Here is a 23,366-nt window from a genome sequence, read left to right on the forward strand (position 1 = left end):
TGACTCATCTCCACTTTTATTAATTTTGTGTGGAGAATATTTATCCCCTTTTGATTTTTTGTAAAGTTTTATTAAGATTTTGTAAAGATTCATTAAAATCTCTTCATGTTCGATAATGTATTCGCTACAATGATTTAGCAAATACTATTGATACATAGCATTTTGCTTATACGTTTTACTAATTTTAGGGGGCTTTTAAATATGGCTTTTAAGAAAAAAGATAAGTTTGCAGTAATGCTGCTAGACATTGCACACAATATTAAAGAAGGAGCAGACTATTTCGCAGACTATAAACTACAAAATATTAGCGATTTAAAGGTATTTTCTGAAAAGATGAAAGAGTATGAACATAAAGGAGACTCTATGGTTCATACAGTCATTAAAGAATTAAATAATGCCTTTATCACACCAATTGAACGAGAAGATATTCTTGAATTAACAATGAGAATGGATGATGTGCTAGATGGCCTTGAACATTGTGCTGCTCTATTCGAAATGTATTCAATTGTAAATGCAGACGAATACATGCTGAAGTTTGTTGAAGCGATTAAACAATGTGGTGCTGAAATTGAAATAGCTGTTGATAAGCTTTCCACGAAAAAGCTAGCAGCGATTCGTGAAAACGCCATCAAAATTAAAGATTTAGAATCAGTTTGTGATGGGGTTCAACGCCAATCCATTAAAAGCTTATTTACAAATGAAAAAGATCCGATTCGCATTATTCAATATAAAGAAATTTATGAAAGTCTTGAAGACATCGCTGATGATTGCCAAGCCGTTGCCAACACATTAGAAACAATCATCATGAAAAATGCGTAAGGGGTCTTCCTAAAACATGGATACTTTATTAATTTTAACTATACTTATTGTCTTCTTTGCTTTGGCATTCGACTTTATTAACGGATTTCATGATACAGCGAACTCAATTGCTACTTCCGTTTCAACAAAAGCGTTAAAACCGCGTCACGCAATTATTTTAGCAGCTGTGATGAACTTTGTCGGTGCAATGACATTCACTGGCGTAGCAAAAACGATTACGAAGGATATTGTGGATCCATTTACTTTACCTAATGGTTCATATGTTATTCTTGCTGCCTTAATTGCGGCAATTGCATGGAATTTAATTACTTGGTATTACGGAATTCCAAGTAGTTCTTCACATGCCCTAATTGGTTCTATTGCAGGTGCAGCTATTGCAGCAGCCGGCTTCGGTGCAATTAAATGGGAAGGATTTCTTAAAATTGTCCAAGCGTTAATTATTTCACCATTACTTGCTTTCGCTGTCGGTTTTCTTGTATACAGCATCTTTAAAGTCATCTTTAAAAACAACAACTTAGCAAAAACCAATAAAAAATTCCGTATGATGCAAATTGCAACAGCCGCTTTACAATCGTATACACATGGTACAAATGACGCTCAAAAAGCGATGGGGATTATTACAATGGCCCTTATTACTAATGGATACACTACAACAACAGATATTCAACTTTGGGTTCAAGTATCCTGTGCGCTAGCTATGGGTCTTGGGACATCTGTTGGTGGTTGGAAAATCATTAAAACGGTCGGCGGTAAAATTATGAAAATCCGTCCTGTTAACGGGGTTGCTGCTGATTTAACCGGAGCAAGCGTTATTTTCGGGGCAACAGCAATTGGGGTACCAGTAAGTACAACCCATGTTATTTCATCTTCTATTCTTGGGGTAGGTTCCGCTCACCGTGTAAAAGGGGTTAAATGGGGCACTGCACAAAGAATGATTATCACATGGTTTATTACATTGCCGATTTCTGCTACTATAGCAGGGTTGACATATCTCATCATTAATTTCTTATTTTAAGTAAAAAATCCTTTCTAATTCTTTTTAGAAAGGATTTTTTTGTATGCGTAAGTATGGTAAAATCAACTAAAATTTAACTCGATAGTATAGAACGCGAGGGGCAAAACGTATGACAGAATATATGAACAACAGACATATTTTCAAAGATCTATATGGAGACTTAATGGAATTCGCTGACCGAATCAGTTCTGTTTTAGGCTGCCCAATTACAATAGAAGATGGCAATCATCGTTTACTCGCCTACAGCACCCATGAAGATACAACTGACCAAGCACGAATCTCCACGATTATCGGTCGCCGCGTCCCAGAAAAGGTCATTAATAGTTTATGGAAAGATGGCATTATTCCCGCTCTTTTAAAAGATGATACACCGATAAAGATTATGGCTATTCATGAGGTTGGTCTTGGCAACCGTGCAGCCGTCTCTATTCGGAAAAACAACGAAATTCTCGGTTTCATTTGGGCATTAGAAGCTAATAAACCATTTAACGAAGAAGATTTAAACTTCCTACAGTTTGCCGCAAAAGAAGCAAAAAACCAACTTCAACAACTTCAATTAAAGAAAAAAAGAACAGAAGCCAGTCAACAAGAATTTTTATGGCGTTTAATCACTGGACATTACCAAGATGCAGCAGAAATTACCGCTAACTTCAAGAAACTTTCGCTTTCTACACCACAAAATTTCGCCATTATCGTCTTCGAATTTCCACAGGACATTACTAGGGAAAGCGAGCGTTATATTTCCTATATGCTAACAACTTCTCAAAAAATAAAAACTTTTTTATTTACGGTTGACCAAAACAAACTCATTATTTTAACTGGCACAGAACGAACCAATGATGCTTCCCTCTCTTCATCTAGTTACGAATTTATCCCGTTTTTTATTTTAGAAATGAGGAAGCGCTTCGGTGTAGAACCTATTCTCGGGGCATCAGGTCATTGCTATCAACAGATTGAAAATGTCCGGCTTAGTTATGAGGAGGCACTATACACATTAAAATTAAAACAGATTTTCCCACTAGAATTAGCTTCGGTTCTTCACTACGAAGAATTGGGTATTTTTCAATTACTAGAAAAACTAAGCAACAAGAACGATTATCTCCCTCATCCGTGCATTCGCAAATTACAAGAATATGATGAAAAACACCAAACAGTATTATTGCATACCCTGACTGTATATTTAGAAATGGATGGAAATCCAAATGATGCATCCAAGCAACTTCATATACATGTCAATACACTTACTTATCGTTTAAAGCGCATAACGGAAATCGGGCATGTTCGACTGAAAGACCCTCTCCAAAAGATGTCGATCTTTTTAGACCTAAAGCTTGTACAATATCAACAGGCCATAAAAAAAGAGTCTTTGTGAAATTCCACAAAGACTCTTTCTTACGTTCTTTCTTTTTCACAAACACGCCTTCCTCATTTCAAGCTTATAATATTTATATTAAGAATATTCAGAACAATAGGGGGACTGAAAAATATGCGTATAGGTATTCCAAAAGAAATCAAAAATAATGAAAATCGTGTAGCCATCACTCCAGCCGGTGTCATCGCATTAGTCAGTGCCGGTCATGAAGTATTCATCGAACAAGATGCTGGACTGAGTAGTAGTTTTACAAATGAAGCTTACCAACAAGCAGGAGCTGTACTTGTTGAGGATGCGTCTAGTGTTTGGGCAAGCTCCGACATGATTTTAAAGGTAAAAGAACCAATTGCAGAAGAATATCAATATTTCCGTAAAGATTTAATTCTATTTACTTATCTGCATCTAGCAGCTGATCCAGCATTAACACAAGCATTAAAGAACAGCGGCGTTATGGCCATTGCCTATGAAACAGTATCCGTTAATCGCACCCTGCCGCTATTAACGCCAATGAGTGAAGTAGCAGGACGAATGGCAGCACAAATTGGCGCTCAATTTCTTGAAAAACCAAAAGGCGGAAAAGGGATTCTTCTCGGAGGAGTTCCCGGTGTCAAACGTGGAAAAGTCACCGTTATTGGCGGTGGAGTGGTTGGAACAAATGCAGCTAAAATTGCGATTGGCTTAGGTGCTGACGTGACGATTCTTGATTTAAACCCAGAGCGCCTTCGTCAGATTGATGATATATTCGGAAATCAACTGACTACTTTAATCTCCAACCCTTATAATATTAGCGAAGCGGTAAAAGAAGCTGACTTAGTCATTGGTGCCGTCTTGATTCCAGGAGCCAAAGCACCAAAGCTTGTCACAGAAGAAATGGTCAAATCCATGTCTCCAGGTTCAGTAATCATTGATGTAGCCATTGACCAAGGAGGCATTTTTGAAACGGTTGACCATATTACGACACACGATCATCCAACGTATGTCAAACATGGTGTTGTACATTATGCGGTTGCCAATATGCCTGGTGCAGTTCCACAAACGTCAACGACTGCATTAGCCAATGTAACCATCCCTTATGCCTTACAAATTGCTAATAAAGGCGTTGTGAAAGCGATTCTTGAAAATGAAGCACTTTCACAAGGAGTAAACGTAGCGAATGGCGAAATTACTTTCGCTGCAGTCGCACACGATCTTGGTTATACGTACGTACCTGTTCAAGATGCAGTAAATCCGAAAAATATTAGTGCTTCATGAAAGAAATAAAAACAATTTGAAATGCGGAAAACCCACTGCAAAATGAAGTGGGTTTTCCTTTTGTTTAGTTCGATTACTTACATTAAACATGTAGATAAGCCCTTTTCTAGACGTTTATCTTCGAAATTGACTATAGATTCATTAAGCGAGAATCCCTACTTTAAGCTAAGTATGTAAAAATCAATCATTCTTTAAACCTTTTGTCTTACTTGTACAAGCTTTCATCGCTTCTAAAATAGAAGCTCTAAATTGATTTTCTTCCAACGCGGCGACCGCTTGAATAGTTGAGCCAGCTGGTGTACACACATCATCTTTCAAGATACCAGGATGTTTCTCAGTCTCTAATACCATTTTAGCGGCACCTAGTACTGCTTGTGCTGCCATACGATAAGCCTGTTGTCGTGGAATCCCGTCACGAACCCCTCCATCAGCTAACGCTTCAATAAACATATATACATAAGCCGGTGAAGATCCACTAATCGCAGGTACAGCATCCATTAATGGCTCTTGAATTAACTCTGTTTTACCAAAACTACTTAATAACCGTTCTACTTCTGCTAATTCTGTTTCAGTAATTGCTTCGTTCACGCTCATTGCCGTCATACCTTCCCCAACTAATGAAGGGGTATTCGGCATTGTCCTAACAACTTTTACTTTCCTGTCTATCCCTTTTTCTATCTGTTCAATGGTTACCCCAGTAGCCATTGTAATAATCGTGACATCTTCTTTTAGAAATTCCTTTATTTCCGCCAACACTTCGTTATGAAAAGCTGGTTGAATCGCTAAGAAAAGATAATCCGCCAATTGCGCTACTTCTTGATTATTTATACTACCTTTTATATTATATTTCCGTTCAATTTTTGTAAGTGTAGAAGCTCTTGATGTACTCACTTTTAAGTTGGCTGGCTGTACGACTTCCGCTTTTAACATCCCTTCCATTATAGCCTGTCCCATTTTGCCGCAGCCGATAAATCCAATCGTCTTGTCCATCTACATTCACGTCCCATTCTTTCAATAATTCCCTCATATTATATACAAAATTTTAGAACTGTTTCACTCTTTGTTAAAATAATGTCATAACAATCAAAACTTGCAGGAGCGTATTATGGATTATTTTCAAACTCTATCTACTGATTTTTTCCAACAACCAACACTAAAGCTTGCTCAATCATTGCTTGGCTGTGTTCTCGTGAAAGAAACAGCAGAAGGAATAGCTTCTGGTTATATCGTTGAAACAGAAGCATATATGGGCCCCGAAGACCGTGCCGCACATAGTTATAACAATCGACGTACAAAACGAACAGAAGTGATGTTTGGCGAAGCAGGCTTTGTCTATACATACAAGATGCACACGCATACACTTGTGAATGTTGTCAGCGGTCCACTTGAAAAGCCAGAGGCAATCTTAATTCGCGCCGTTGAGCCTTATATAGGAATTGACTTAATGCAAAAACGACGCGGTACAGACAATCTAAAAAATTTAACGAGCGGACCAGGCAAACTAACGAAAGCATTAGGTATTACAATGGATGATTACGCACATTCTTTTTCAAAACCTCCCCTATTTATCGTCCAAGGTAAGGTTCCGAATGAGATTTCAGTTGGTCCTCGCATTGGAATTGACAATACAGGCGAAGCAAAAGAGTATCCTTGGCGATTTTGGGTTACTGGCAACCCCTTTGTATCACGCCATCAAAAAGGAGGTACCTCTAAATAGAGGCACCTCCCTTCTTAATCTTTAAGCTAATCAACATAAAAAACTTATCTAAATTATTGCTGATTGTAACAATTTAGATACGTTTGATTATTACTTCGAAGACACGCCTGCATCCGCGAAAGTTGCCATTTCTTTAAGCGCAAGTGTCGCTGCCTGCAAAATTGGAAAAGCAACAGCGGCTCCTGTCCCTTCACCTAATCTCATCCCTAAGTCAACAAGCGGTTTCTTTCCTAATAATTCAGCTGCAGCTTTGTGACCCGGCTCAACAGATTGATGACCAACAAACATATAGTTAGAAGCGCCTTCTGCAATCATATTAGCTAGTAAAGCAGAGACTGTCGCGATAAATCCATCAACGAGAATCGGTACACGATGACTAGCTGCCGCAAGCATCGCCCCTGCCATTCCCGCAATTTCTAAACCACCGATTTTTGATAACAGATCAATTGGGTCATTCGGATTTGGTTGTCTATTATTAATCGCTTGTTCAATTACTTTTTGCTTATGTAAAACACTCTCACTCACAAGTCCTGTTCCAAAGCCAACAAGTTTTTCCATATTTTGTCCACTTAAAACAGCGGTAATCGCACTGCTTGGTGTCGTATTACCGATTCCCATCTCACCAAGAATGAAGCACTTCACTCCTTTGGCAAGCATTTTTTCGCCTTCTTCATAGCCAATTTTCAGCGCTTGAATCGCTTCTTCACGCGTCATCGCTTCTTCTTTATAAAAATTTCCTGTACCACGGCGTACTTTTTTAGATGTTAATCCTTCTGCTTCAATCTCAGAATCAATGCCAATATCCACAATCGCAAACTCGGCACCAATCGCCCGGCTAAACACATTAATCGCAGCTCCACCATTTAGAAAATTACGCACCATTTGCTCCGTTACTTCTTTCGGAAATGCAGACACGCCTTCCGCTGTAATCCCATGATCCCCTGCAAACACGATGACACCTGGTTTTGTTACTTGCGGAAAAGCTTCTCCCGTCATTTTCCCAAGTTCAATCACTAATTCTTCTAATCTCCCTAAACTACCAGGCGGCTTTGTTAAAGTATCTAAATATTTCTCTACCGTTGCCCCCATCGCTTCATCAAGCGGTGGAATCTTAATCGCTGACACAAATTCTTCCGTCACTTTAATATCCTCCCATACCAAAATCCAGATAACTTGAAAACATTTTCATATACGATCTCATCTCATTTTATCATGACTCGTCAAGGAAGGTAAAACAACCACTTTGGGAAGCATTTTTCACTAATGGCTGGCGATTTCGGAGTACTACTTCTTACCTCTGCTTGCACATCCCCATCAAGCTCAATTGACTTGTGATGACATTTCCTCATTTGTTTGAACAGTTTTTAGAACAAGGATCTACGGGGATACAATCGTAAAAAATGTTAAAATCAACTTTCGTCAATTTAGTATATTGGTAAGTATTTACATACCGATTAAAACCCTTTAGATAAGGGAAAAAAGAAATGATAGGGCAATACAATTTTGGCGATAATTCTAAGGGAGGTGTGGAAAGGTGCTTAACAATGAGAAGATATCTGTACGTCAATTTAGAGTGTTGGTAACCTTGTTTACGATTGGAACAATTGCCCCTGTTGCCGAAGCAAAGCGAGATGCTTGGATTGCGGTCATATTTAGTGCGGGATTAGGACTATTGGTAATTTGGTTGCTTAATACGATTGCTTTATTATTTCCTACTATGAATTTTGTTCAAATCATTGAGACACTTTTCGGAAAATGGTTGGGAAAAGCCATTTCCCTTTTCTTTCTTTCCTTACCTTTCGTTTATACGGCTGAAATGTTATATTATTCAGGAAATTTTCTCAATACACATCTCCTGCCAGATACACCTGTAGAAGTGCTTTATATCCTGACAGCCATTATTGTCGTAATGGCTGTCCGCCACGGACTAGAGACATTTTCACGGACCGCAGAACTTTTATTTATCGCCTTTATGATTCTTTTTTTATTATTGCTATTTATTTCTCCTCAAATTAAGTTCGAAAACATACAACCTGTATTGGAGGATGGCATAAATCCTTTGCTGCACCCAACCATACAATTATTAGCGCTTTTCGCTTTCAATGCTGTTATTTTATTAATGATTTTCCCCTCCGCTGTGAATCAACCGAAAGAAGCTCAAAAATCATTTTTCATTGGAAATCTAATGGGTATTTCTATCATGTTAATTATGACCATATTATCTATTTTGGTTCTTGACCCGTATCAAATTGAAAGAAGACTATACCCTAATTATGCAATGGCCAAAATGATAAATATTGGTGACTTTCTGCAACGAATAGAAGCAGCCATAGCAACCATGTGGATTATAACAGTTTATTGTAAGACGGTTCTTTATTTTTATGCTACTTGTTTAGGGATTGCACAAGTTTTAAATTTGAAAGATTATCGACCTTTAACTTTACCTTTAGGAATGATTATTGTGACTTTTGCTTCAATGCTCTTTCCTAATGTTATTGAACAGCGATATTGGGATAGTGAAATTGGTTTTGTATTCTCTTTAGTCATTGGTGGACTTTTGCCATTATTCATGTTAGGCGTAGCCATATTCCAAAAAAAACGTACATGAGTTAATCTCTCCCAACCCATTATGAAATGTAGTTAATATAAAACAACCGGCAATAACCTAAATGTATTAAAAATTGGAAAATTGACATGCTAATAAGGAACCTAATAAGTCTACTTTCTGAAGAATCGAAAGACTAAGAAGGGGATAAAATGTATGAGTTTGTTTAAGAAACAACGCGTTAACCGCTCCTTATTCAAGAAAGACAATCAAAATAAGGAAACAAACGAAGACTTATTAAAAACAAACCTTCAAGAAAACATTCAACAGGTACAGCAACTGCTTGGAAATAGCAGTGACATCGTGATTAGAGAAATCCAAATTGGCAAAGAGCGATTCATTAGAGCCTGCATTTTTTATACGGATGGATTGGTAGACACTAATGCTATTCAGAACTTTATCATGGAATCACTCCTATTAGATATCCATACCGATCAAGAACAAATGATAGCATCTCAACAGAATGTTTTACAAGTATTGAAGGAGCGCATCCTTGCAGTTGGAGATATACGAGATGTGACGGAATTCAATTCTTTATTCACTTCCTTGTTATCGGGGGATGTTATTCTCTTATTGGATGGCTATGCACAAGGTTTTACAATCAGTATGCGTGGTGGAAAAGACCGTGGTGTAACGGAAGCTACCACAGAAACCGTCGTTCGAGGACCAAAGGAAGGTTTTACAGAGAACTTGCGTACCAATACAGCGTTAATTCGCCGAAAAATAAAAACACCCCAACTTTGGTTGGAATCGAAAAAAATTGGAAAATTGACTAAAACCGATGTAGCGATCATGTATATCGATGGAATTGTGAATGACAAAGTCGTCGAAGAAGTGCACAGGCGTCTGGATCGGATTGATATCGATGGAATTTTAGAAAGTGGTTATATCGAGGAATTGATTCAAGATGAAACATACAGTCCTTTTCCGACTATCTATTATTCGGAACGTCCTGATGTGATTGCTGCCGAGCTTTTGGAAGGGAAAGTGGCCATACTAGTCGATGGAACGCCTATTGTTCTAGTCGTCCCGGCACTGTTCGTCTCCTTTATCCAATCTCCAGAAGATTATTATCAGCGTGCAGATATTAGCAGCCTTATTCGTTTGACTCGTTTTTTTTGTATTTTTATTGCTCTACTAGGACCATCCCTATATGTCGCCATCACCACGTTTCATCAGGAAATGTTACCCACTCCACTGCTGCTAAGTTTAGCCGCTCAACGTGAAGGGGTTCCCTTCCCTGCATTCATTGAAGCTACCATTATGGAAGTGTCGTTTGAAATCTTGCGGGAAGCTGGTATACGCATGCCCAAGGCTGTAGGACAGGCTATATCTATTGTAGGGACACTCGTGATTGGGACAGCGGCTGTAGAAGCCGGAATTGTATCGGCTGCCATGGTCATCGTTGTTGCAGTCACTGCGGTTTCAAGTTTTGTACTTCCTGGCGCAACTATGTCCATGTCCGTTAGAATGCTCCGTTTCCCATTGATGGCGCTTGCCGCTTCGTTTGGCTTGTTCGGGATATTAGTCGGGGTCATTGCGCTTGTACTTCACATGTGTAGCTTGCGTTCTTTCGGGGTTCCTTATATGAGTCCTTTAGGTCCTTTTATCAGTAAGGACCTAAAAGATACGCTTATTCGGGTACCTCATTGGGGAATGTTTGCTCGCCCTCGTTTAATCAGTCAGAAAAACAACAAACGTGAACAAACGTCACCCCCGAAACCGCCGCGGAATAAAGTGTGAGATTAACAACAAAGAAAGGAGTAGTCGAAAGTAATGGCTGTTGCTGGAATCCTTCTCATCGTGGCGGTGATCATCGCGATTGATGTTCCTCCTCTGTTGAGGAAAAAATTAAAAAAGGAACTATGGATATTTTCCATTCTTCTACTATTCGGAACCGCATTAAGCATTGCCCAAGCCTTGAATATCAAGATTCCCAATCCGATAGATTGGATTACAGCCATTTATAAGCCGCTTTCCGACATGCTTGAGAAATTATTAAAGTGAAAATAGAAATAAATAAAGCGAAAGGAGTTTAATCTATGAAACGGGGCTTGACAATTCTGATCATGCTGATTGTATTTCTATTATTCACTACGGGTTGCTGGAATAGTCGTGAATTAAATGAACTTGGCATTACACTGGCCATGGGGCTAGATCGTGCAACGGACGGTCAATATCTTGTAACCTCCCAAGTAGTAAATCCAGGGGAAGTAGCCGGAAAAACCGGTGGAGCTACTGGCCATTCACCGGTCGTCATCTATCAAGCGACAGGAAAAACTGTATTTGAAGCTATTCGAAGAATGACAAAGGAATCTCCAAGAAAAATTTATCCCTCACATCTTCGAATACTCGTGATTGGAGAGTCTTTAGCAAAAGAAGGGCTTGGAAAACCATTAGATCTTCTCTCAAGAGACTGGGAACTACGATCAGATTTTAATATCGCTGTAGCTAAGGGAATGAGAGCAGAAGATATCTTGAAGGTACCCACATCTTTAGAAAAGATACCTGCCAATAGTTTATTTAGTACTCTTGAAACTTCAGCAAAAGCATGGACAGCGACAAGTGCCGTTACGTTAGATGAATTGATTGCGAATATAGTAATGGACGGAAAACAGCCAGTGTTAACTGGAATCCGCGCCGATATAAAAGGCGACAAAAAAACAGCTTTAGGCAAACAGAATGTAGAAATGATTGATTCCCCTGCTCGATTACGCTTTCAAGAATTAGCGGTATTTGATCGAGATAAATTAGTTGGCTGGTTAAATGAGAAGCAAAGCATAACGTATAGCGTCATTACCAACAAAGAGCATAGTACAACTGTGAATATAACGTGCCCTAAAGGTGGAAAAGCTGTGTATGAAGTGAAAAAATCAAACACGGAAATGAAAGGAAAGGTAAAGAACGGAAAACCGGAGATTGATCTACATATTTATGTCGAAGGCGATGTAGGCGAAGTAGAATGCCAAATCGATTTGACAAAACCAGAATCGATTGATCAATTAGAGGATAGTTATGAAAAAGGATCGGAGAAAATGTTTCAACAATCAATCAAACAAGTACAGGAAAATCATAAGGTAGACATTTTTGGATTTGGTGAGGCAATCCATCGAGCTGATCCTATAGCCTGGAAACAACTCAAAAAAGATTGGGATAAACATTTTGAGAACGTACCTGTAAATATAAAAGTACAAGGAGAAATCCGACGCGTAGGCACAATTAGTAATTCATTCCTAGACAAATTAAAGTAATAGGCTTGGTTTGGGAATTCTCTTTAATAACAAAGAACTATGATAGCACGTAACAAGAAAGGAGTATACATTGGTAAAAAACGTTAAAATCAGCTCTCGTCAATTTAGCATTTTGGTGATTTTATTTTCAATAGGAACGACCATCTTAACTATTCCAGCAGCTATCATAGGAACGACACAACAAGATGCCTGGATCTCAGCTATACTCGGTATAGGACTAGGTTTATTACTAGTAGCATTAATCACTACCTTAGCAAGCCGCTATCCGAATATGACATTGGTCGAAATCAATGAAAAACTTCTCGGAAGATGGTTAGGAAAGACCGTTTCTCTTGCGTTTGTTTTCTTTTCTTTTATCTCTGCAGCAGGACTATTATTCCAAGTTGGGACTTTTTTGACGACACAAATAATTCCTGAGACACCCATCGAAGTGATTAATTTTATTTTTACGTGTGTCGTGATTATGGGAATTCGCCTTGGACTTGAAACCTTGGCTCGTTCAGCCGAGCTTTTCTTTGCTGTTTTCATTATCCTATTTACCATTTTGGTCGTTTCTATTGCTCCTCAAATCGATTTTCAGAACATACAACCTGTATTCGAAGTGAGAATGAAACCCATTATATGGTCAAGCTTAATTTTTGTCAGCATTTTTTGTCTGCCTTCTGTTGTATTATTAATGGTTTTTCCCGTTTCAGTAAATCAACCCAAACAAGCCAAACAAGCCTTTTATTCAGGAATAATCATTGGGGGACTCTTGTTAACCATCATTATCGTTTTATGCATTTTAGTTTTAGGTGTTGATGCTTCTTCGAGACACATGTATCCAAGTTATGTGTTAGCCAGAAAAATCAATGTAGGGGATTTTTTCCAACGAATAGAAGCCCTAATGGCCATCATGTGGATTATCACGATTTATTTTAAAATGATCTTTTATTTTTACGCAGCGATTATAGGGCTTGCCCAAACATTAAATGTAAAAGACTATCGACCACTTGCTTTACCATTAGGGATGATTATGGTTGTCATGTCCCTGACCTTACATCCTGATAGCCTCGATTATAATCAATACAATAGGGGCGTTTTCATGGTACACGCTTCAACCTATGGGCTATTTCTTCCTCTATTATTGTTGGGAATCAGTCTATTACGAAAAAAAAGAAAGCCCCCTAAGTCCATATCGACTTAGGGGACTACCTCTTTATGAATAATCGTTTAAACATACTGCTGATCTTCTTGTTTCTTGAAAAAGCTCTTCATCGCATGAAAAACATCGGATTTTTGCTTTAAAATATAATAGTAAAACTTCTCATTATTAATATTTTTATAGGCAGTCATTAAGGTAGAATGGCGATTATACTGATTTACTTCCCCATATCCGAACATATTTGAAATCTTCATTAACTCCTCAACAAGCTTCACGCAACGAACATTATCTGAAGTCAAATTATCTCCATCGGAAAAATGAAACGGATAAATATTATATTTAGCGGGGTCGTACTTATCTTCTATGATTTCCAAAGCTTTACGATAAACTGAGGAGCAAATGGTGCCTCCACTTTCACCTTTTGTAAAGAAATCATCTTGTGATACTACTTTCGCTTCCGTATGATGCGCAATAAATTCAATCTCAACCGTTTCATACTTTGTCCGTAAAAATCGGGTCATCCAAAAGAAGAAACTACGTGCCATATACTTCTCCCAAAGCCCCATGGAGCCTGACGTATCCATCATCGCTAACACAACAGCTTTAGAGTCCGGCTTTTGAACCTCATTCCACGTTTTAAATTTAAAATCCTCTTTATAAATCGGATGAAAACCTGGTTTACCGCTTAACGCATTGCGTTTAAAAGCAGAAATCATCGTTTTCTTCTTATCAATATTCCCCATTAACCCTGTTTTACGAATATCATTAAATTCAATATGCTCCAATGTATGCTCTGCCTGTTCTTTTTTCTGAAGGTTTGGCAACTCTAGTTGCTTAAATAAAGCCTCTTCTAATTCCATCATAGATACTTCAGCTTCGTAATAATCTTCACCGGCTTGATCTCCTGCTCCTTTTCCTTTTCCAGGGCCGCTTTCAGATGGAGAGCCATCACGTGCAACGACATCCCCTACCTTGCTGTCCCCGCCTCCTTGACCTACATGCTTATTTTTATCGTAATTATAGCGGATCTTATATTCATCGAGAGAACGTATCGGAATCTTTACAACATCGCGACCATTAGACATAATGATACTTTCTTCAGAGATTAAATCCGGTAAATTGTTTTTGATTGCCTCCTGCACCTTTTCTTGATGACGCTGCTGATCATCATAGCCTTTTCGATGGAGGGACCAATCTTCCTTAGAAATTGCAAATTGATGGTTATTTTCTTCCTTCATCTTCTTCCCCCTCAAAAACATTATGCACCTTTTTTGGCATTCCTTCATAAGATAGGTTAGTGTGATATGAATACAATCTTTCATTTTTGCCCATGATTTCCCTTGCTCTTTCACCGTAATAAAAGAAAAGTATTACTCTATCCTATGCAATAAAATCAATAAATTTACACTATTTTTCAAGATTAGACGATTGCCTATGCTCAAATGTTAACTAAACATGAATAAATAAGAATACAAGCCCTCTAAGCAAGAAATCACTCGGCCTTACAGCCGAGTGATTTTTTACTTATTAATATTTTGCAACTTTAGGTGAAGTCCGCCTTACCATCTACTTTTAAAGGGCCAGCCATAAAAGCTTCCGTTGCACTTGAATCGTCATTTAGCAATTTGAATAAATTCTCATCTGATAGTTTTAGAGTGATTTCAGGGTGATAAGGCGTTCCCTCTAGCACTTTCACCTTACCCTCTTTAATCAGCAATTGAAATGAACCACTTTCTTCTAAATCAAACTGATACACACGTGCCCGCTTGCCAAAAGTGTGCTCTCCATTACTATTTAGCTTCTCCGCTAATTTGTTCAACTCATCTAATATACTCATGCCGGCCCTCCCTTATTGGATTACAAGTCCATAGATAAGGAAAATTTCCCCTCCTAAGCAGGCACTCTTATTTAACATACGTTTAAATAAGAAATAACCCCCCACCTCTATTTGGCAGGGGAACATCTTCTGTTAGCGATTTAACAAGCTGCCTACATATCTCAATAACTCATTAGCAGAAGTTGAGTTATAGCCATGCTCTTCAATTAATCTAGCAATCACTTCATTTACTTTCTTCAATTGACGTTCATCCGGTGTTTTGGTTGACGTTGTAATCTTCACAACATCTTTTAAGTCAGCGAATAACTTTTTCTGAATCGCTTCACGAAGACGATCATGCGAGCTATAATCAAATCGTTTTCCTTTACGAGCATAAGCAGAAATACGAATTAAAATCTCTTCTCGGAACGCTTTTTTCGCATTTTCTGAAATGCCGATTTGTTCTTCAATAGAACGCATCAGCTTTTCATCTGGATTGATCTCTTCTCCTGTTAATGGATCGCGTAATCTTGTTTTATTGCAGTAGGCCTCGACATTGTCGAGATAATTGTCCATAAGAATTTTGGCAGACTCTTCATATGAATAAACAAACGCCTTTTGAACCTCATTTTTAGCAATCGCATCATATTCCTTACGCGCAAGTGAAATAAAGTTTAAATAACGCTCCCTAAGCTCGTTCGTAATCGAGGGATGCTGATCAAGTCCATCCTTTAAGGACATTAATACATCCAGCGCATTAATCGATGGATTTTCCTTTCTTATAATCGTCGAAGAAATGCGGTTAATCACATAACGCGGATCGATTCCGCTCATTCCCTCATCTTGATGTTCTTTTTTCAATTCACGAATATCAGCTGAATTAAACCCTTCTACATTTTCCCCATCATATAGACGCATTTTCTTCACTAAATCGATATCGCCTTTTTTAGGATCCTTCAGACGTGTTAAAATACTAAACATTGCTGCAATCTTTAACGTATGCGGTGCAATATGAACATTGGAAACATCACTCTCACGAATCATTTTTTCATAAATTTTTTCTTCTTCCGACACTTTTAAGTTATATGGAATCGGCATCACAATAATCCGTGAATGAAGGGCCTCGTTTTTCTTATTAGAAATAAACGACTTATACTCTGTTTCATTCGTATGGGCAACAATTAGTTCATCCGCTGAAATTAACGCAAAGCGGCCTGCTTTAAAATTTCCTTCCTGTGTAAGAGACAATAGGTGCCATAGGAATTTCTCATCACATTTCAACATTTCCTGGAACTCCATCATCCCACGATTTGCTTTATTTAACTCCCCATCAAAACGATAGGCGCGCGGGTCAGATTCTGAACCGAACTCCGCAATTGTGGAAAAGTCAATGCTTCCTGTTAAATCGGCGATGTCTTGTGATTTAGGATCAGACGGACTAAATGTACCAATCCCTATTCGACGGTCCTCCGAAAGAAAAATTCGTTCAACCATGACATCTTCAATACGATTTCCATACTCTTTCTCCAGCCTCATTAAGTTCAATGGAGATAAGTTTCCTTCAATTCGAATACCATACTCTTCATAGAAATCCTCACGTAAGTATTGTGGAATCAAATGTAGAGGATCCTCATGCATTGGGCAGCCTTTAATCGCATAAATAGCACCTTGCTCCTTTAAGGAATATGACTCCAGCCCTCTCTTTAATAAAGAAACAAGCGTGGATTTCCCACCTGAAACAGGACCCATCAACAACAAAATTCGCTTACGAACATCTAGTCGCTTTGCCGCTGGATGAAAATATTCTTCAATCAAGCGCTCCAATGAATCTTCTAAACCAAATAATTGACCACTAAAGAAGTTATATCGCTTCACACCATTGACTTCTTCTATACCAGCATCTTTAATCATGTTATATACACGCGAATGTGCAGACTGTGCGACCAAAGGCTTTTCTTTAAGGATCTCTAAGTATTCTGCAAAAGTCCCTTCCCACTTCAGCTTCTGTTCATCTTCTCTAAACTTTTCAATTTTTCTTAAAATGTCCATTACTGGAGCCTCCCCCTATCCCTTTATAGAGAATACTTAAATCTATGCGACAACTTTGACAAACATGTGCATAGTTTCAAAAGAGGTTGTTTAAACTATGATTGAATTGCGATAAAATCAGTAAATATTCTCTAACAAATTATACAAGCAACGGTAATAAATAATTCACATTTTTTGGTAACTAAGGTATACTACATGTATAAATTTGGACAATTCAGTTTAAAGGAGGACTGCGATAATGGGCGCAGGTACAATTATCATTCTTGCTGTAATTGTGACATTTTTATCCGCTATCTTTACTGCAGGTTATAACGACAAACCGAGTGTTAAATAAAAAAAGCTGAGTTGCTTATTTTTAGCAACTCAGCTTTTTTACTTTCTTTAACGCTTTTTCAATCCTTTTCCTTCCACATACTCTTTCATGTACATACGGCTTTTCTTCCCTAACATATCAGCCATTTGCTCTGTCCATGTATCTTTACGCTTTCCTTTTGTTCTTCTATCATAATAACTTGAGATTGTTTCATTATACGCTTGTAATTGTTCAATGAATACTTGTTGGTCCGCTTGGTAGCCATTTTCATGATACACGTTAGCAAGCGGCAAACGCGGCTTCTTCTCAGAGCGATTTTTCGGATGACCGATAATAAGTGCAAATAACGGAAGCACACGATGTGGAATGTTTAAAATTTCACTAACCGCATGTAAATTATTACGAATACCACCAATATAACAAATACCAAGATCCATCGATTCCGCAGCGATTGCAGCATTTTGTGCAGCAAGAGCGGCATCTATGCAACCAACCATAAACTTCTCTGTACTTTCAATCGACTCGGATAAATCTCGTCCTTCCATCTCGGCAACCATATCATGACGGTGTAAATCAGCACAAAAAACAAACACGTGCGCGCTTTTCTCTACATATGTTTGCGGCCCAGCAAGTTCAGCTAACTGTGCTTTCTTCTCCGGATCCGATACCCCAATAATGGAATATGCTTGAATATAGCTTGAAGTGGATGCTGCTTGAGCACACTCTACGATTGTACGAATTTGTTCCTCCGTTACCGGCTTGTCCTCAAATGAACGAATAGAACGGTGATCTAGTATTTTTTCGATAATCTGATTCATCTTTATTCCCCCTGTACATTATGTATAAAAAACTGCAAGACGCCCGTAATTGGCGACAAACATAAAGCGGGTACTTCTGAAGGCGCTTTCTTCCTTTAGAAATACTTATCGAGCCACTGACATACCTAGAGCTAACTAAACACATATCAAAAGCACTTGACGCTATTGATTTCTAGCTCTCATCTTAGCGCTTTCTCTAAATACTTATAGAGAAAGCGCCCGCCGTCAACATAGTTAAAACGTGTGTGAAACCCCGATTTCACACATATGAGCGAAAAAATGAATGATGTCAGCCTTCTCTTATAATATCTAAATCACGATAATTTTGCTGTCTTAATGCTTCATATATTAAAATAGCTGCCGTATTTGATAAATTTAACGAACGCACCTTATCCGTCATCGGAACACGTAAACAACGATCCATATTCTCCTGAATTAAATCTTTCGGAAGGCCTGTTGTTTCTCTACCGAAAATAAAGAAAATTTCTTTATCTTGATCACTATAATCAAATGTCGTATGAGGCTTTTCACCAAATTTAGATAAATAGTAGAAATCCCCACCAGCATTTTTCTCAAAGAATTCATCCATAGAATCATAATAATGAATCTTTACATGTTCCCAATAATCAAGACCCGCACGCTTTAAATATTTGTCATCTGTTGAGAATCCAAGCGGACGAATTAAATGTAACGTTGTATTTGTTGCCGCACAGCTTCTTGCAACGTTTCCTGTATTTGCCGGAATTTCAGGTTGATATAAAACTACATGTATGGCCAATTCCTGTTCACCTCTAGTATGAGTGTCTCCCTTCATTATATCATTAATCAAACCGACAAAAAAACGTTTCACCTTCCATCTAAAATTCTAAAAAACTTATATACAATATTTGGAGTATAACGAGTAGAATCTTCATACGTCCAATAACGCCGACGGCTGTTTACCGTATGAGCATTCACAAGCGGCATACCGTATATATCTTTTGCTGTTACAATGAGGGAGTGATCAAAACGGCCATCTCCTTCAAAGTCAATGCATATAATGTCTCCAAGGTTTAACTCTTGTGCATACGTCACTGCTTGCGTTCGAATACCTTTACCACCTGCCAAAAGCCTATAGAAACCATGCGCAGACGTCCAACTATAACTCCAGCTTTTTCCGCCCATCCACCAGCCTTTAGTTCGATTGGGACTCCCCCACATTGGAATATTTCCCGCATGTAAGCATTGTGATATATAATTTGTACAATCATCCGCGAATTTATTATAAGCAGGATTAAACTCATTCCACCACCGCTCAGCATATTGAACCGCTTTTCTTCGATCGTACGTATACGTGATTCTTTGTACATCCTCTACCCTTTGCTCAGGCAGAAAAGTATCTTCTGAAATTAGCTCTACCTCATAATCATTCACAATGAGACCATTTTGAAACCTAGCCTCACGTTCTTCTATCTCTTCTTCAATAAAAAAAGTATCTCCTTGTTTAATTAAACATTGCAAATGAACTTGATAGACCAGTACTGTATCTTGTCGATCATAAAACAAAGAATGCACTTTACCTGCTGCATGAACTCGAACAATATCGGCCTCTCGCTTCTCTAACAATTGCTTCTTTCGTAATGGCTTCTCATCCGTTTGTTCCGCCCGCCTCTCATCACTCGATATATACTGTTCGATGCGTGTCTGTAATAATTCCTTTAATTGTTCCCTCAAGCTTAAGCCCTCCTTTATCACTCCTACTCAATATGTATGAAAGAGGGCTTGATTAAAAATACAAAAACTACATCAAGGTTTCTTATTCGCTAACGGTGTCTACAATCTAATTGTATAAAAAAAATCACTCTGAATAATACGAGTGATTTCCTCTACTTAATCCAACGCTTAACGAACAGTAAGCTCCCACTGATCGAAATTTCACTTTATCAATGTGCCGCTAGCATTAACCCCTTCTTTATTTCCGCTAACACGTCTTCATCTTTCTCTTTATCTAATGCACGTTGTAAAATGCCTTCTGCTTCTCCTCCACCAATCTTTCCGATCGCCCAAGCAGCTGTACCGCGAATGACAGGGCGAGGATCTTCTTTCATCACCTGAATTAATTCAGCCAAAGCCGTTTCATCTTTAAAATGTGCCAGCGCCAAAATTGCATTTCGTTGAATCGGCTTTTTTCCGCGCCATGATCCAGATACATGACCGTACTTCTCTTTAAATTCCTTATTCGAAATCGTCAATAAAGGCTTTAACAACGGTTTTGCAATGTCTGAGTCCGGCTCCATTTCTGCATGAATATGAAAATCGATGCCTTTATTTTTCGGACAAACGGTCTGACATGTATCACATCCATACAAACGATTCCCAATTTTAGAACGAAATTCGTCTGGCAAGAAGCCTTTTGTTTGAGTTAAAAAAGCGATACAACGCTTTGCATTTAACTGTCCGCCTTGTACAAGTGCTCCCGTTGGACAAACATCTACGCATTTATTACACGTCCCACATTGATCTTCCATCGGTTGATCGGGTTCAAAAGGTACATTCGTAATCAAATCACCTAAATATACATACGATCCAAACTCTGGAGTAATGATCATCGTGTTTTTCCCGCTCCATCCAATGCCAGCACGCTCAGCTACTGCTCGATCAGACAATTCCCCTGTATCAACCATTGATTTCGTTAATGCATTCGGTATTTTCTCTTTAATAAACGATTCGAGTAATTGTAACTTCTCTCTCAACACAACATGGTAATCCGTTCCCCAAGAAGCTCGACAAAAAATACCACGTCGTTCTCCTTTTGTACTTAACGGAGCATCCTTCATTTTAGAAGGATAGGCTAACGCAATGGAAATAATCGATTGCGGATGTTCTATAATTAACTCTGGCCTTACTCGCTTTTCAATATTGGGCTCCTCAAATCCAGACTGATAATCTAATGTTTGCTGCTCTAATAAACGATTCCTTAACGAATCAAACGTCGAAGCCGTCGTAAAACCGATTTTATCGATACCAATTTCTTTACTATAAGCAATTAGCTCTTTCTTCAATTCTTTCATATACATCTCTATTCACCTTCGTACGTAAAAGTCTGTATTATGTTCAACCATTTCCATCTATGTTAAACTATTTTCAATCATTTTTGGAGGTGAAACACTTGGAAACAACCATTGCTGACAATCTTAAAGAAAAAATTCCACACTTTAAAGTCGGAATCATTACATACAACGATATCGAAGTCGGACTATCCCCTCAAATGTTAAAAGGAAGATTGCAACTATTTCAAGAATCTTTATACTTTGATCTTCAAGAAAAAGAATGGACGGATTTCGACAAAATTCAAGAATGGAGAAATGTCTTTAAATTAATAGGAACAAACCCGTCAAGATATCGCCCATCTGCAGAAGCACTGTATCGCCGCATCCAAAAACAAAATTATTTATCACCTGTGCATTCAGCCATCGATTTAAATAACTTCTTTTCCCTTTTATTCGAAGTACCTATTGGCATCTATGACCGCGCTAAGCTTACAGGAGATATAACGATTAAAATTGGTGAACACGGGGATACATATATGGGGCTTAACGGTCGAATGAACTCTATGGAGCATATGATTACGTCCGTTGATCAAGAAGGGCCTTTCGGCAGCCCATTTGTAGATTCCGAGCGTACAAAAGTAACGGAAGAAACAAAACAAGCCTTACAAATTATTTATTTCACTCCTTCTACTTCAATAGAAGAAGCTGATAAGCAAACAAAATCTTTACTAGATATGTTTCTGCAAATTCATGGCGGAAAAGGGCATTACTCGATTTCAACTAATTAAATAAAAAAGCGTATCTCCCAAATCGATGATAAGGCGATACGCTTTTTTCCAACTATAAATATAGCAGTTTTTTACATTTATAAAATTTAAAAAACGCAAAGCTTCGTTCTCTCTATGTAACGAAACTCTGCGTTATCAACGTATGTAATGGAGCGGGTGAAGGGAATCGAACCCTCATCATCAGCTTGGAAGGCTGAGGTTTTACCACTAAACTACACCCGCATTTTGAAGGTTTATGTTGAACTTTGTCGAATCAACATAAGTAATTATATATCGAAGTTTATAAGAATGCAATAGCTTTATTAAAAAAAAGTAAAATTCACATAAAGTTTTGTAAAGCAGAGCATCTTCCACATCCTTACTTCATCGCAATGGCACATAAAAACAGATTTTAGTGAATTCTCAGCGCAGCTAAAAAAAGACTTCGGCAATCATACCGAAGTCCTTTCCTTTTATTTATTCTTTAGTTCTTCAAGAATCGGATAAAGTTCTTCCAAATGAATAATTTCATAATCTGGTACAACTTCATTGCGTTCTTTATTATGACGATTAATCCAAACTGATTTAATTCCTGTTCTTGAAGCACCAAGAATATCTGTCATTAAATTATCTCCGACCATAATAACTTCGTCTTTATTTAGACCAATTCGCTCTAAAGCATGTTCAAAAATCGTTTGATCAGGCTTTCCTCTGCCAAATGCCCCAGAAATGATAATTTCATCGAAATAAGGCACTAATTCAGGCGTAATCGTCAACTTTGTATTTTGTAAATCTGGAGAACCATTTGTTAATAGCAATAATTTATATTTACCTTTTAGCTCATCTAACACTGTAAATGTTTCATCATAAATAAAAGGTTTTTTGCGACGCTCTGCTGGGAAACGCTCTGCGAGTTCCGATCCAAATGCCTCATCGTCAATCCCTAAAGCCTTTAACCCGCGTGTCCATGCCTCTGTACGATAAGTCGGTACAATCTCCGCCATTTTACGGAAATCATCTGTATCATCTAAGAAATTTCCCCATAGCCCTTCAAAAGGATTAATACCGATCATTTGTGTAAATTCATACGTCTCATATGAAGCATACAGCTCTCTTGCTTCCTTTCGAACTGCTTCTTCAAACTCTTCAACATCTACTCCATATTTCTCTTTTGCCACAAGACATGTTGCTACAAACGCTTCTTTAACACTCTTTTGATCCCACAATAATGTATCATCTAAATCAAAAAATACTGCCTTCACCATAGCTGTAACCTCATTTCTTTCACAATAATCTCACTATTTTAATAATAAACTACACGAATGTGAAAATAAATAACTATTGAAAAAAAGATAGACGAGCTTAATGAAAGCGATGCAGAAATCCTCCTGCATAATCTC

Annotated in this window: 21 protein-coding genes and 1 tRNA gene; 11 read left to right on the forward strand and 11 right to left on the reverse strand. The window is 38.1% G+C overall.

Going from position 1 to position 23,366, the window contains the following annotated elements:
- Window positions 1-201: 201 nt before the first annotated feature.
- The 4 genes from ACE199_RS18145 to ald all read left to right on the forward strand — a co-directional run bounded on the left by ACE199_RS18145 (window position 202) and on the right by ald (window position 4,457).
- The gene (locus tag ACE199_RS18145; RefSeq protein WP_127759142.1) at window positions 202-819 is read left to right on the forward strand and encodes a DUF47 domain-containing protein; all 618 of its coding nucleotides are present in this window, start codon (window positions 202-204) and stop codon (window positions 817-819) included.
- A gap of 16 nt (window positions 820-835) precedes the next feature.
- On the forward strand, window positions 836-1,834 hold the full coding sequence (locus tag ACE199_RS18150) for an inorganic phosphate transporter (RefSeq protein ID WP_375351060.1): 999 nt from the start codon (window positions 836-838) through the stop codon (window positions 1,832-1,834).
- A 109-nt stretch (window positions 1,835-1,943) separates the two neighbouring features.
- Complete coding sequence (locus ACE199_RS18155; RefSeq protein WP_375351061.1) at window positions 1,944-3,206, forward strand: helix-turn-helix domain-containing protein; 1,263 nt, start codon at window positions 1,944-1,946, stop codon at window positions 3,204-3,206.
- 114 nt (window positions 3,207-3,320) lie between these two features.
- Complete coding sequence (ald, locus tag ACE199_RS18160) at window positions 3,321-4,457, forward strand: alanine dehydrogenase (protein ID WP_375351062.1); 1,137 nt, start codon at window positions 3,321-3,323, stop codon at window positions 4,455-4,457.
- A gap of 180 nt (window positions 4,458-4,637) precedes the next feature.
- Here the strand turns inward: ald and proC are convergent, their stop codons facing one another.
- The gene (gene proC / locus ACE199_RS18165) at window positions 4,638-5,447 is read right to left on the reverse strand and encodes a pyrroline-5-carboxylate reductase (protein ID WP_375351063.1); all 810 of its coding nucleotides are present in this window, start codon (window positions 5,445-5,447) and stop codon (window positions 4,638-4,640) included.
- A gap of 115 nt (window positions 5,448-5,562) precedes the next feature.
- Here proC and ACE199_RS18170 point away from each other — a divergent pair, with 115 nt between their 5' ends.
- A complete protein-coding gene (locus tag ACE199_RS18170; protein WP_375351064.1) occupies window positions 5,563-6,174 on the forward strand; it encodes a DNA-3-methyladenine glycosylase in 612 nt (203 codons plus the stop codon).
- 90 nt (window positions 6,175-6,264) lie between these two features.
- Here the strand turns inward: ACE199_RS18170 and cobT are convergent, their stop codons facing one another.
- Window positions 6,265-7,299, reverse strand: a complete 1,035-nt coding sequence (gene cobT, locus ACE199_RS18175; RefSeq protein ID WP_375351093.1) for a nicotinate-nucleotide--dimethylbenzimidazole phosphoribosyltransferase — start codon at window positions 7,297-7,299, stop codon at window positions 6,265-6,267.
- 409 nt (window positions 7,300-7,708) lie between these two features.
- Here cobT and ACE199_RS18180 point away from each other — a divergent pair, with 409 nt between their 5' ends.
- The 5 genes from ACE199_RS18180 to ACE199_RS18200 all read left to right on the forward strand — a co-directional run bounded on the left by ACE199_RS18180 (window position 7,709) and on the right by ACE199_RS18200 (window position 13,216).
- Window positions 7,709-8,782: a GerAB/ArcD/ProY family transporter gene (locus ACE199_RS18180; RefSeq protein WP_375351065.1), complete on the forward strand. Its 1,074-nt coding sequence runs from the start codon at window positions 7,709-7,711 to the stop codon at window positions 8,780-8,782.
- Window positions 8,783-8,935: 153 nt separating this feature from the next.
- Window positions 8,936-10,522 carry a spore germination protein gene (locus ACE199_RS18185; RefSeq protein WP_375351066.1) on the forward strand — a complete coding sequence of 529 codons (1,587 nt, stop codon included), beginning with the start codon at window positions 8,936-8,938 and terminating at the stop codon, window positions 10,520-10,522.
- A 33-nt stretch (window positions 10,523-10,555) separates the two neighbouring features.
- Complete coding sequence (locus ACE199_RS18190; protein ID WP_375351067.1) at window positions 10,556-10,786, forward strand: hypothetical protein; 231 nt, start codon at window positions 10,556-10,558, stop codon at window positions 10,784-10,786.
- Between the two features lie 35 nt (window positions 10,787-10,821).
- Entirely contained in the window at window positions 10,822-12,030 is a 1,209-nt protein-coding gene (locus ACE199_RS18195; protein WP_375351068.1) for a Ger(x)C family spore germination protein, read from the forward strand.
- 70 nt (window positions 12,031-12,100) lie between these two features.
- The gene (locus ACE199_RS18200; RefSeq protein WP_375351069.1) at window positions 12,101-13,216 is read left to right on the forward strand and encodes a GerAB/ArcD/ProY family transporter; all 1,116 of its coding nucleotides are present in this window, start codon (window positions 12,101-12,103) and stop codon (window positions 13,214-13,216) included.
- Window positions 13,217-13,242: 26 nt separating this feature from the next.
- On the opposite strand, the gene yhbH is transcribed toward ACE199_RS18200, so the two are convergent.
- From yhbH to queG, 7 genes are all read right to left on the reverse strand, one after another.
- Window positions 13,243-14,412 (reverse strand): sporulation protein YhbH, encoded by a 1,170-nt coding sequence (yhbH, locus tag ACE199_RS18205; RefSeq protein WP_375351070.1) that lies wholly within the window; start codon window positions 14,410-14,412, stop codon window positions 13,243-13,245.
- 305 nt (window positions 14,413-14,717) lie between these two features.
- Window positions 14,718-15,011 (reverse strand): SCP2 sterol-binding domain-containing protein, encoded by a 294-nt coding sequence (locus tag ACE199_RS18210; RefSeq protein WP_375351071.1) that lies wholly within the window; start codon window positions 15,009-15,011, stop codon window positions 14,718-14,720.
- 132 nt (window positions 15,012-15,143) lie between these two features.
- Complete coding sequence (locus tag ACE199_RS18215) at window positions 15,144-17,039, reverse strand: PrkA family serine protein kinase (RefSeq protein WP_375351072.1); 1,896 nt, start codon at window positions 17,037-17,039, stop codon at window positions 15,144-15,146.
- Window positions 17,040-17,420: 381 nt separating this feature from the next.
- A complete protein-coding gene (gene nfsA / locus ACE199_RS18220; protein ID WP_127759129.1) occupies window positions 17,421-18,170 on the reverse strand; it encodes an oxygen-insensitive NADPH nitroreductase in 750 nt (249 codons plus the stop codon).
- Between the two features lie 289 nt (window positions 18,171-18,459).
- On the reverse strand, window positions 18,460-18,984 hold the full coding sequence (trmL, locus tag ACE199_RS18225) for a tRNA (uridine(34)/cytosine(34)/5-carboxymethylaminomethyluridine(34)-2'-O)-methyltransferase TrmL (protein WP_375351094.1): 525 nt from the start codon (window positions 18,982-18,984) through the stop codon (window positions 18,460-18,462).
- Window positions 18,985-19,016: 32 nt separating this feature from the next.
- A complete protein-coding gene (locus ACE199_RS18230) occupies window positions 19,017-19,883 on the reverse strand; it encodes an amidase domain-containing protein (protein WP_375351073.1) in 867 nt (288 codons plus the stop codon).
- 209 nt (window positions 19,884-20,092) lie between these two features.
- Complete coding sequence (gene queG, locus ACE199_RS18235; RefSeq protein ID WP_375351074.1) at window positions 20,093-21,226, reverse strand: tRNA epoxyqueuosine(34) reductase QueG; 1,134 nt, start codon at window positions 21,224-21,226, stop codon at window positions 20,093-20,095.
- A 92-nt stretch (window positions 21,227-21,318) separates the two neighbouring features.
- Here queG and ACE199_RS18240 point away from each other — a divergent pair, with 92 nt between their 5' ends.
- Entirely contained in the window at window positions 21,319-21,987 is a 669-nt protein-coding gene (locus tag ACE199_RS18240; protein WP_252293038.1) for a B3/B4 domain-containing protein, read from the forward strand.
- Window positions 21,988-22,135: 148 nt separating this feature from the next.
- On the opposite strand, the gene ACE199_RS18245 is transcribed toward ACE199_RS18240, so the two are convergent.
- Together ACE199_RS18245 and ACE199_RS18250 are read right to left on the reverse strand one after the other, a co-directional pair.
- Window positions 22,136-22,209, reverse strand: a tRNA-Gly gene (locus ACE199_RS18245).
- A gap of 230 nt (window positions 22,210-22,439) precedes the next feature.
- Complete coding sequence (locus ACE199_RS18250; protein ID WP_375351075.1) at window positions 22,440-23,231, reverse strand: HAD family hydrolase; 792 nt, start codon at window positions 23,229-23,231, stop codon at window positions 22,440-22,442.
- Between the last annotated feature and the right edge of the window lie 135 nt (window positions 23,232-23,366).

Source organism: Peribacillus sp. Hz7 (assembly GCF_042136355.1).
GTDB lineage: Bacteria > Bacillota > Bacilli > Bacillales > DSM-1321 > Peribacillus > Peribacillus asahii_A.

What these genes read in the sequence shown, in the direction of transcription:
- ACE199_RS18145 (WP_127759142.1), top strand. Translation starts at nt 202, where the DNA reads ATGGCTTTTAAGAAAAAAGATAAGTTTGCAGTAATGCTGCTAGACATT.
- ACE199_RS18150 (WP_375351060.1), top strand. Translation starts at nt 836, where the DNA reads ATGGATACTTTATTAATTTTAACTATACTTATTGTCTTCTTTGCTTTG.
- ACE199_RS18155 (WP_375351061.1), top strand. Translation starts at nt 1,944, where the DNA reads ATGACAGAATATATGAACAACAGACATATTTTCAAAGATCTATATGGA.
- ald (WP_375351062.1), top strand. Translation starts at nt 3,321, where the DNA reads ATGCGTATAGGTATTCCAAAAGAAATCAAAAATAATGAAAATCGTGTA.
- proC (WP_375351063.1), bottom strand. Translation starts at nt 5,447, where the DNA reads ATGGACAAGACGATTGGATTTATCGGCTGCGGCAAAATGGGACAGGCT.
- ACE199_RS18170 (WP_375351064.1), top strand. Translation starts at nt 5,563, where the DNA reads ATGGATTATTTTCAAACTCTATCTACTGATTTTTTCCAACAACCAACA.
- ACE199_RS18185 (WP_375351066.1), top strand. Translation starts at nt 8,936, where the DNA reads ATGAGTTTGTTTAAGAAACAACGCGTTAACCGCTCCTTATTCAAGAAA.
- ACE199_RS18190 (WP_375351067.1), top strand. Translation starts at nt 10,556, where the DNA reads ATGGCTGTTGCTGGAATCCTTCTCATCGTGGCGGTGATCATCGCGATT.
- ACE199_RS18195 (WP_375351068.1), top strand. Translation starts at nt 10,822, where the DNA reads ATGAAACGGGGCTTGACAATTCTGATCATGCTGATTGTATTTCTATTA.
- yhbH (WP_375351070.1), bottom strand. Translation starts at nt 14,412, where the DNA reads ATGAAGGAAGAAAATAACCATCAATTTGCAATTTCTAAGGAAGATTGG.
- ACE199_RS18210 (WP_375351071.1), bottom strand. Translation starts at nt 15,011, where the DNA reads ATGAGTATATTAGATGAGTTGAACAAATTAGCGGAGAAGCTAAATAGT.
- ACE199_RS18215 (WP_375351072.1), bottom strand. Translation starts at nt 17,039, where the DNA reads ATGGACATTTTAAGAAAAATTGAAAAGTTTAGAGAAGATGAACAGAAG.
- nfsA (WP_127759129.1), bottom strand. Translation starts at nt 18,170, where the DNA reads ATGAATCAGATTATCGAAAAAATACTAGATCACCGTTCTATTCGTTCA.
- trmL (WP_375351094.1), bottom strand. Translation starts at nt 18,984, where the DNA reads ATGAAGGGAGACACTCATACTAGAGGTGAACAGGAATTGGCCATACAT.
- queG (WP_375351074.1), bottom strand. Translation starts at nt 21,226, where the DNA reads ATGTATATGAAAGAATTGAAGAAAGAGCTAATTGCTTATAGTAAAGAA.
- ACE199_RS18250 (WP_375351075.1), bottom strand. Translation starts at nt 23,231, where the DNA reads ATGGTGAAGGCAGTATTTTTTGATTTAGATGATACATTATTGTGGGAT.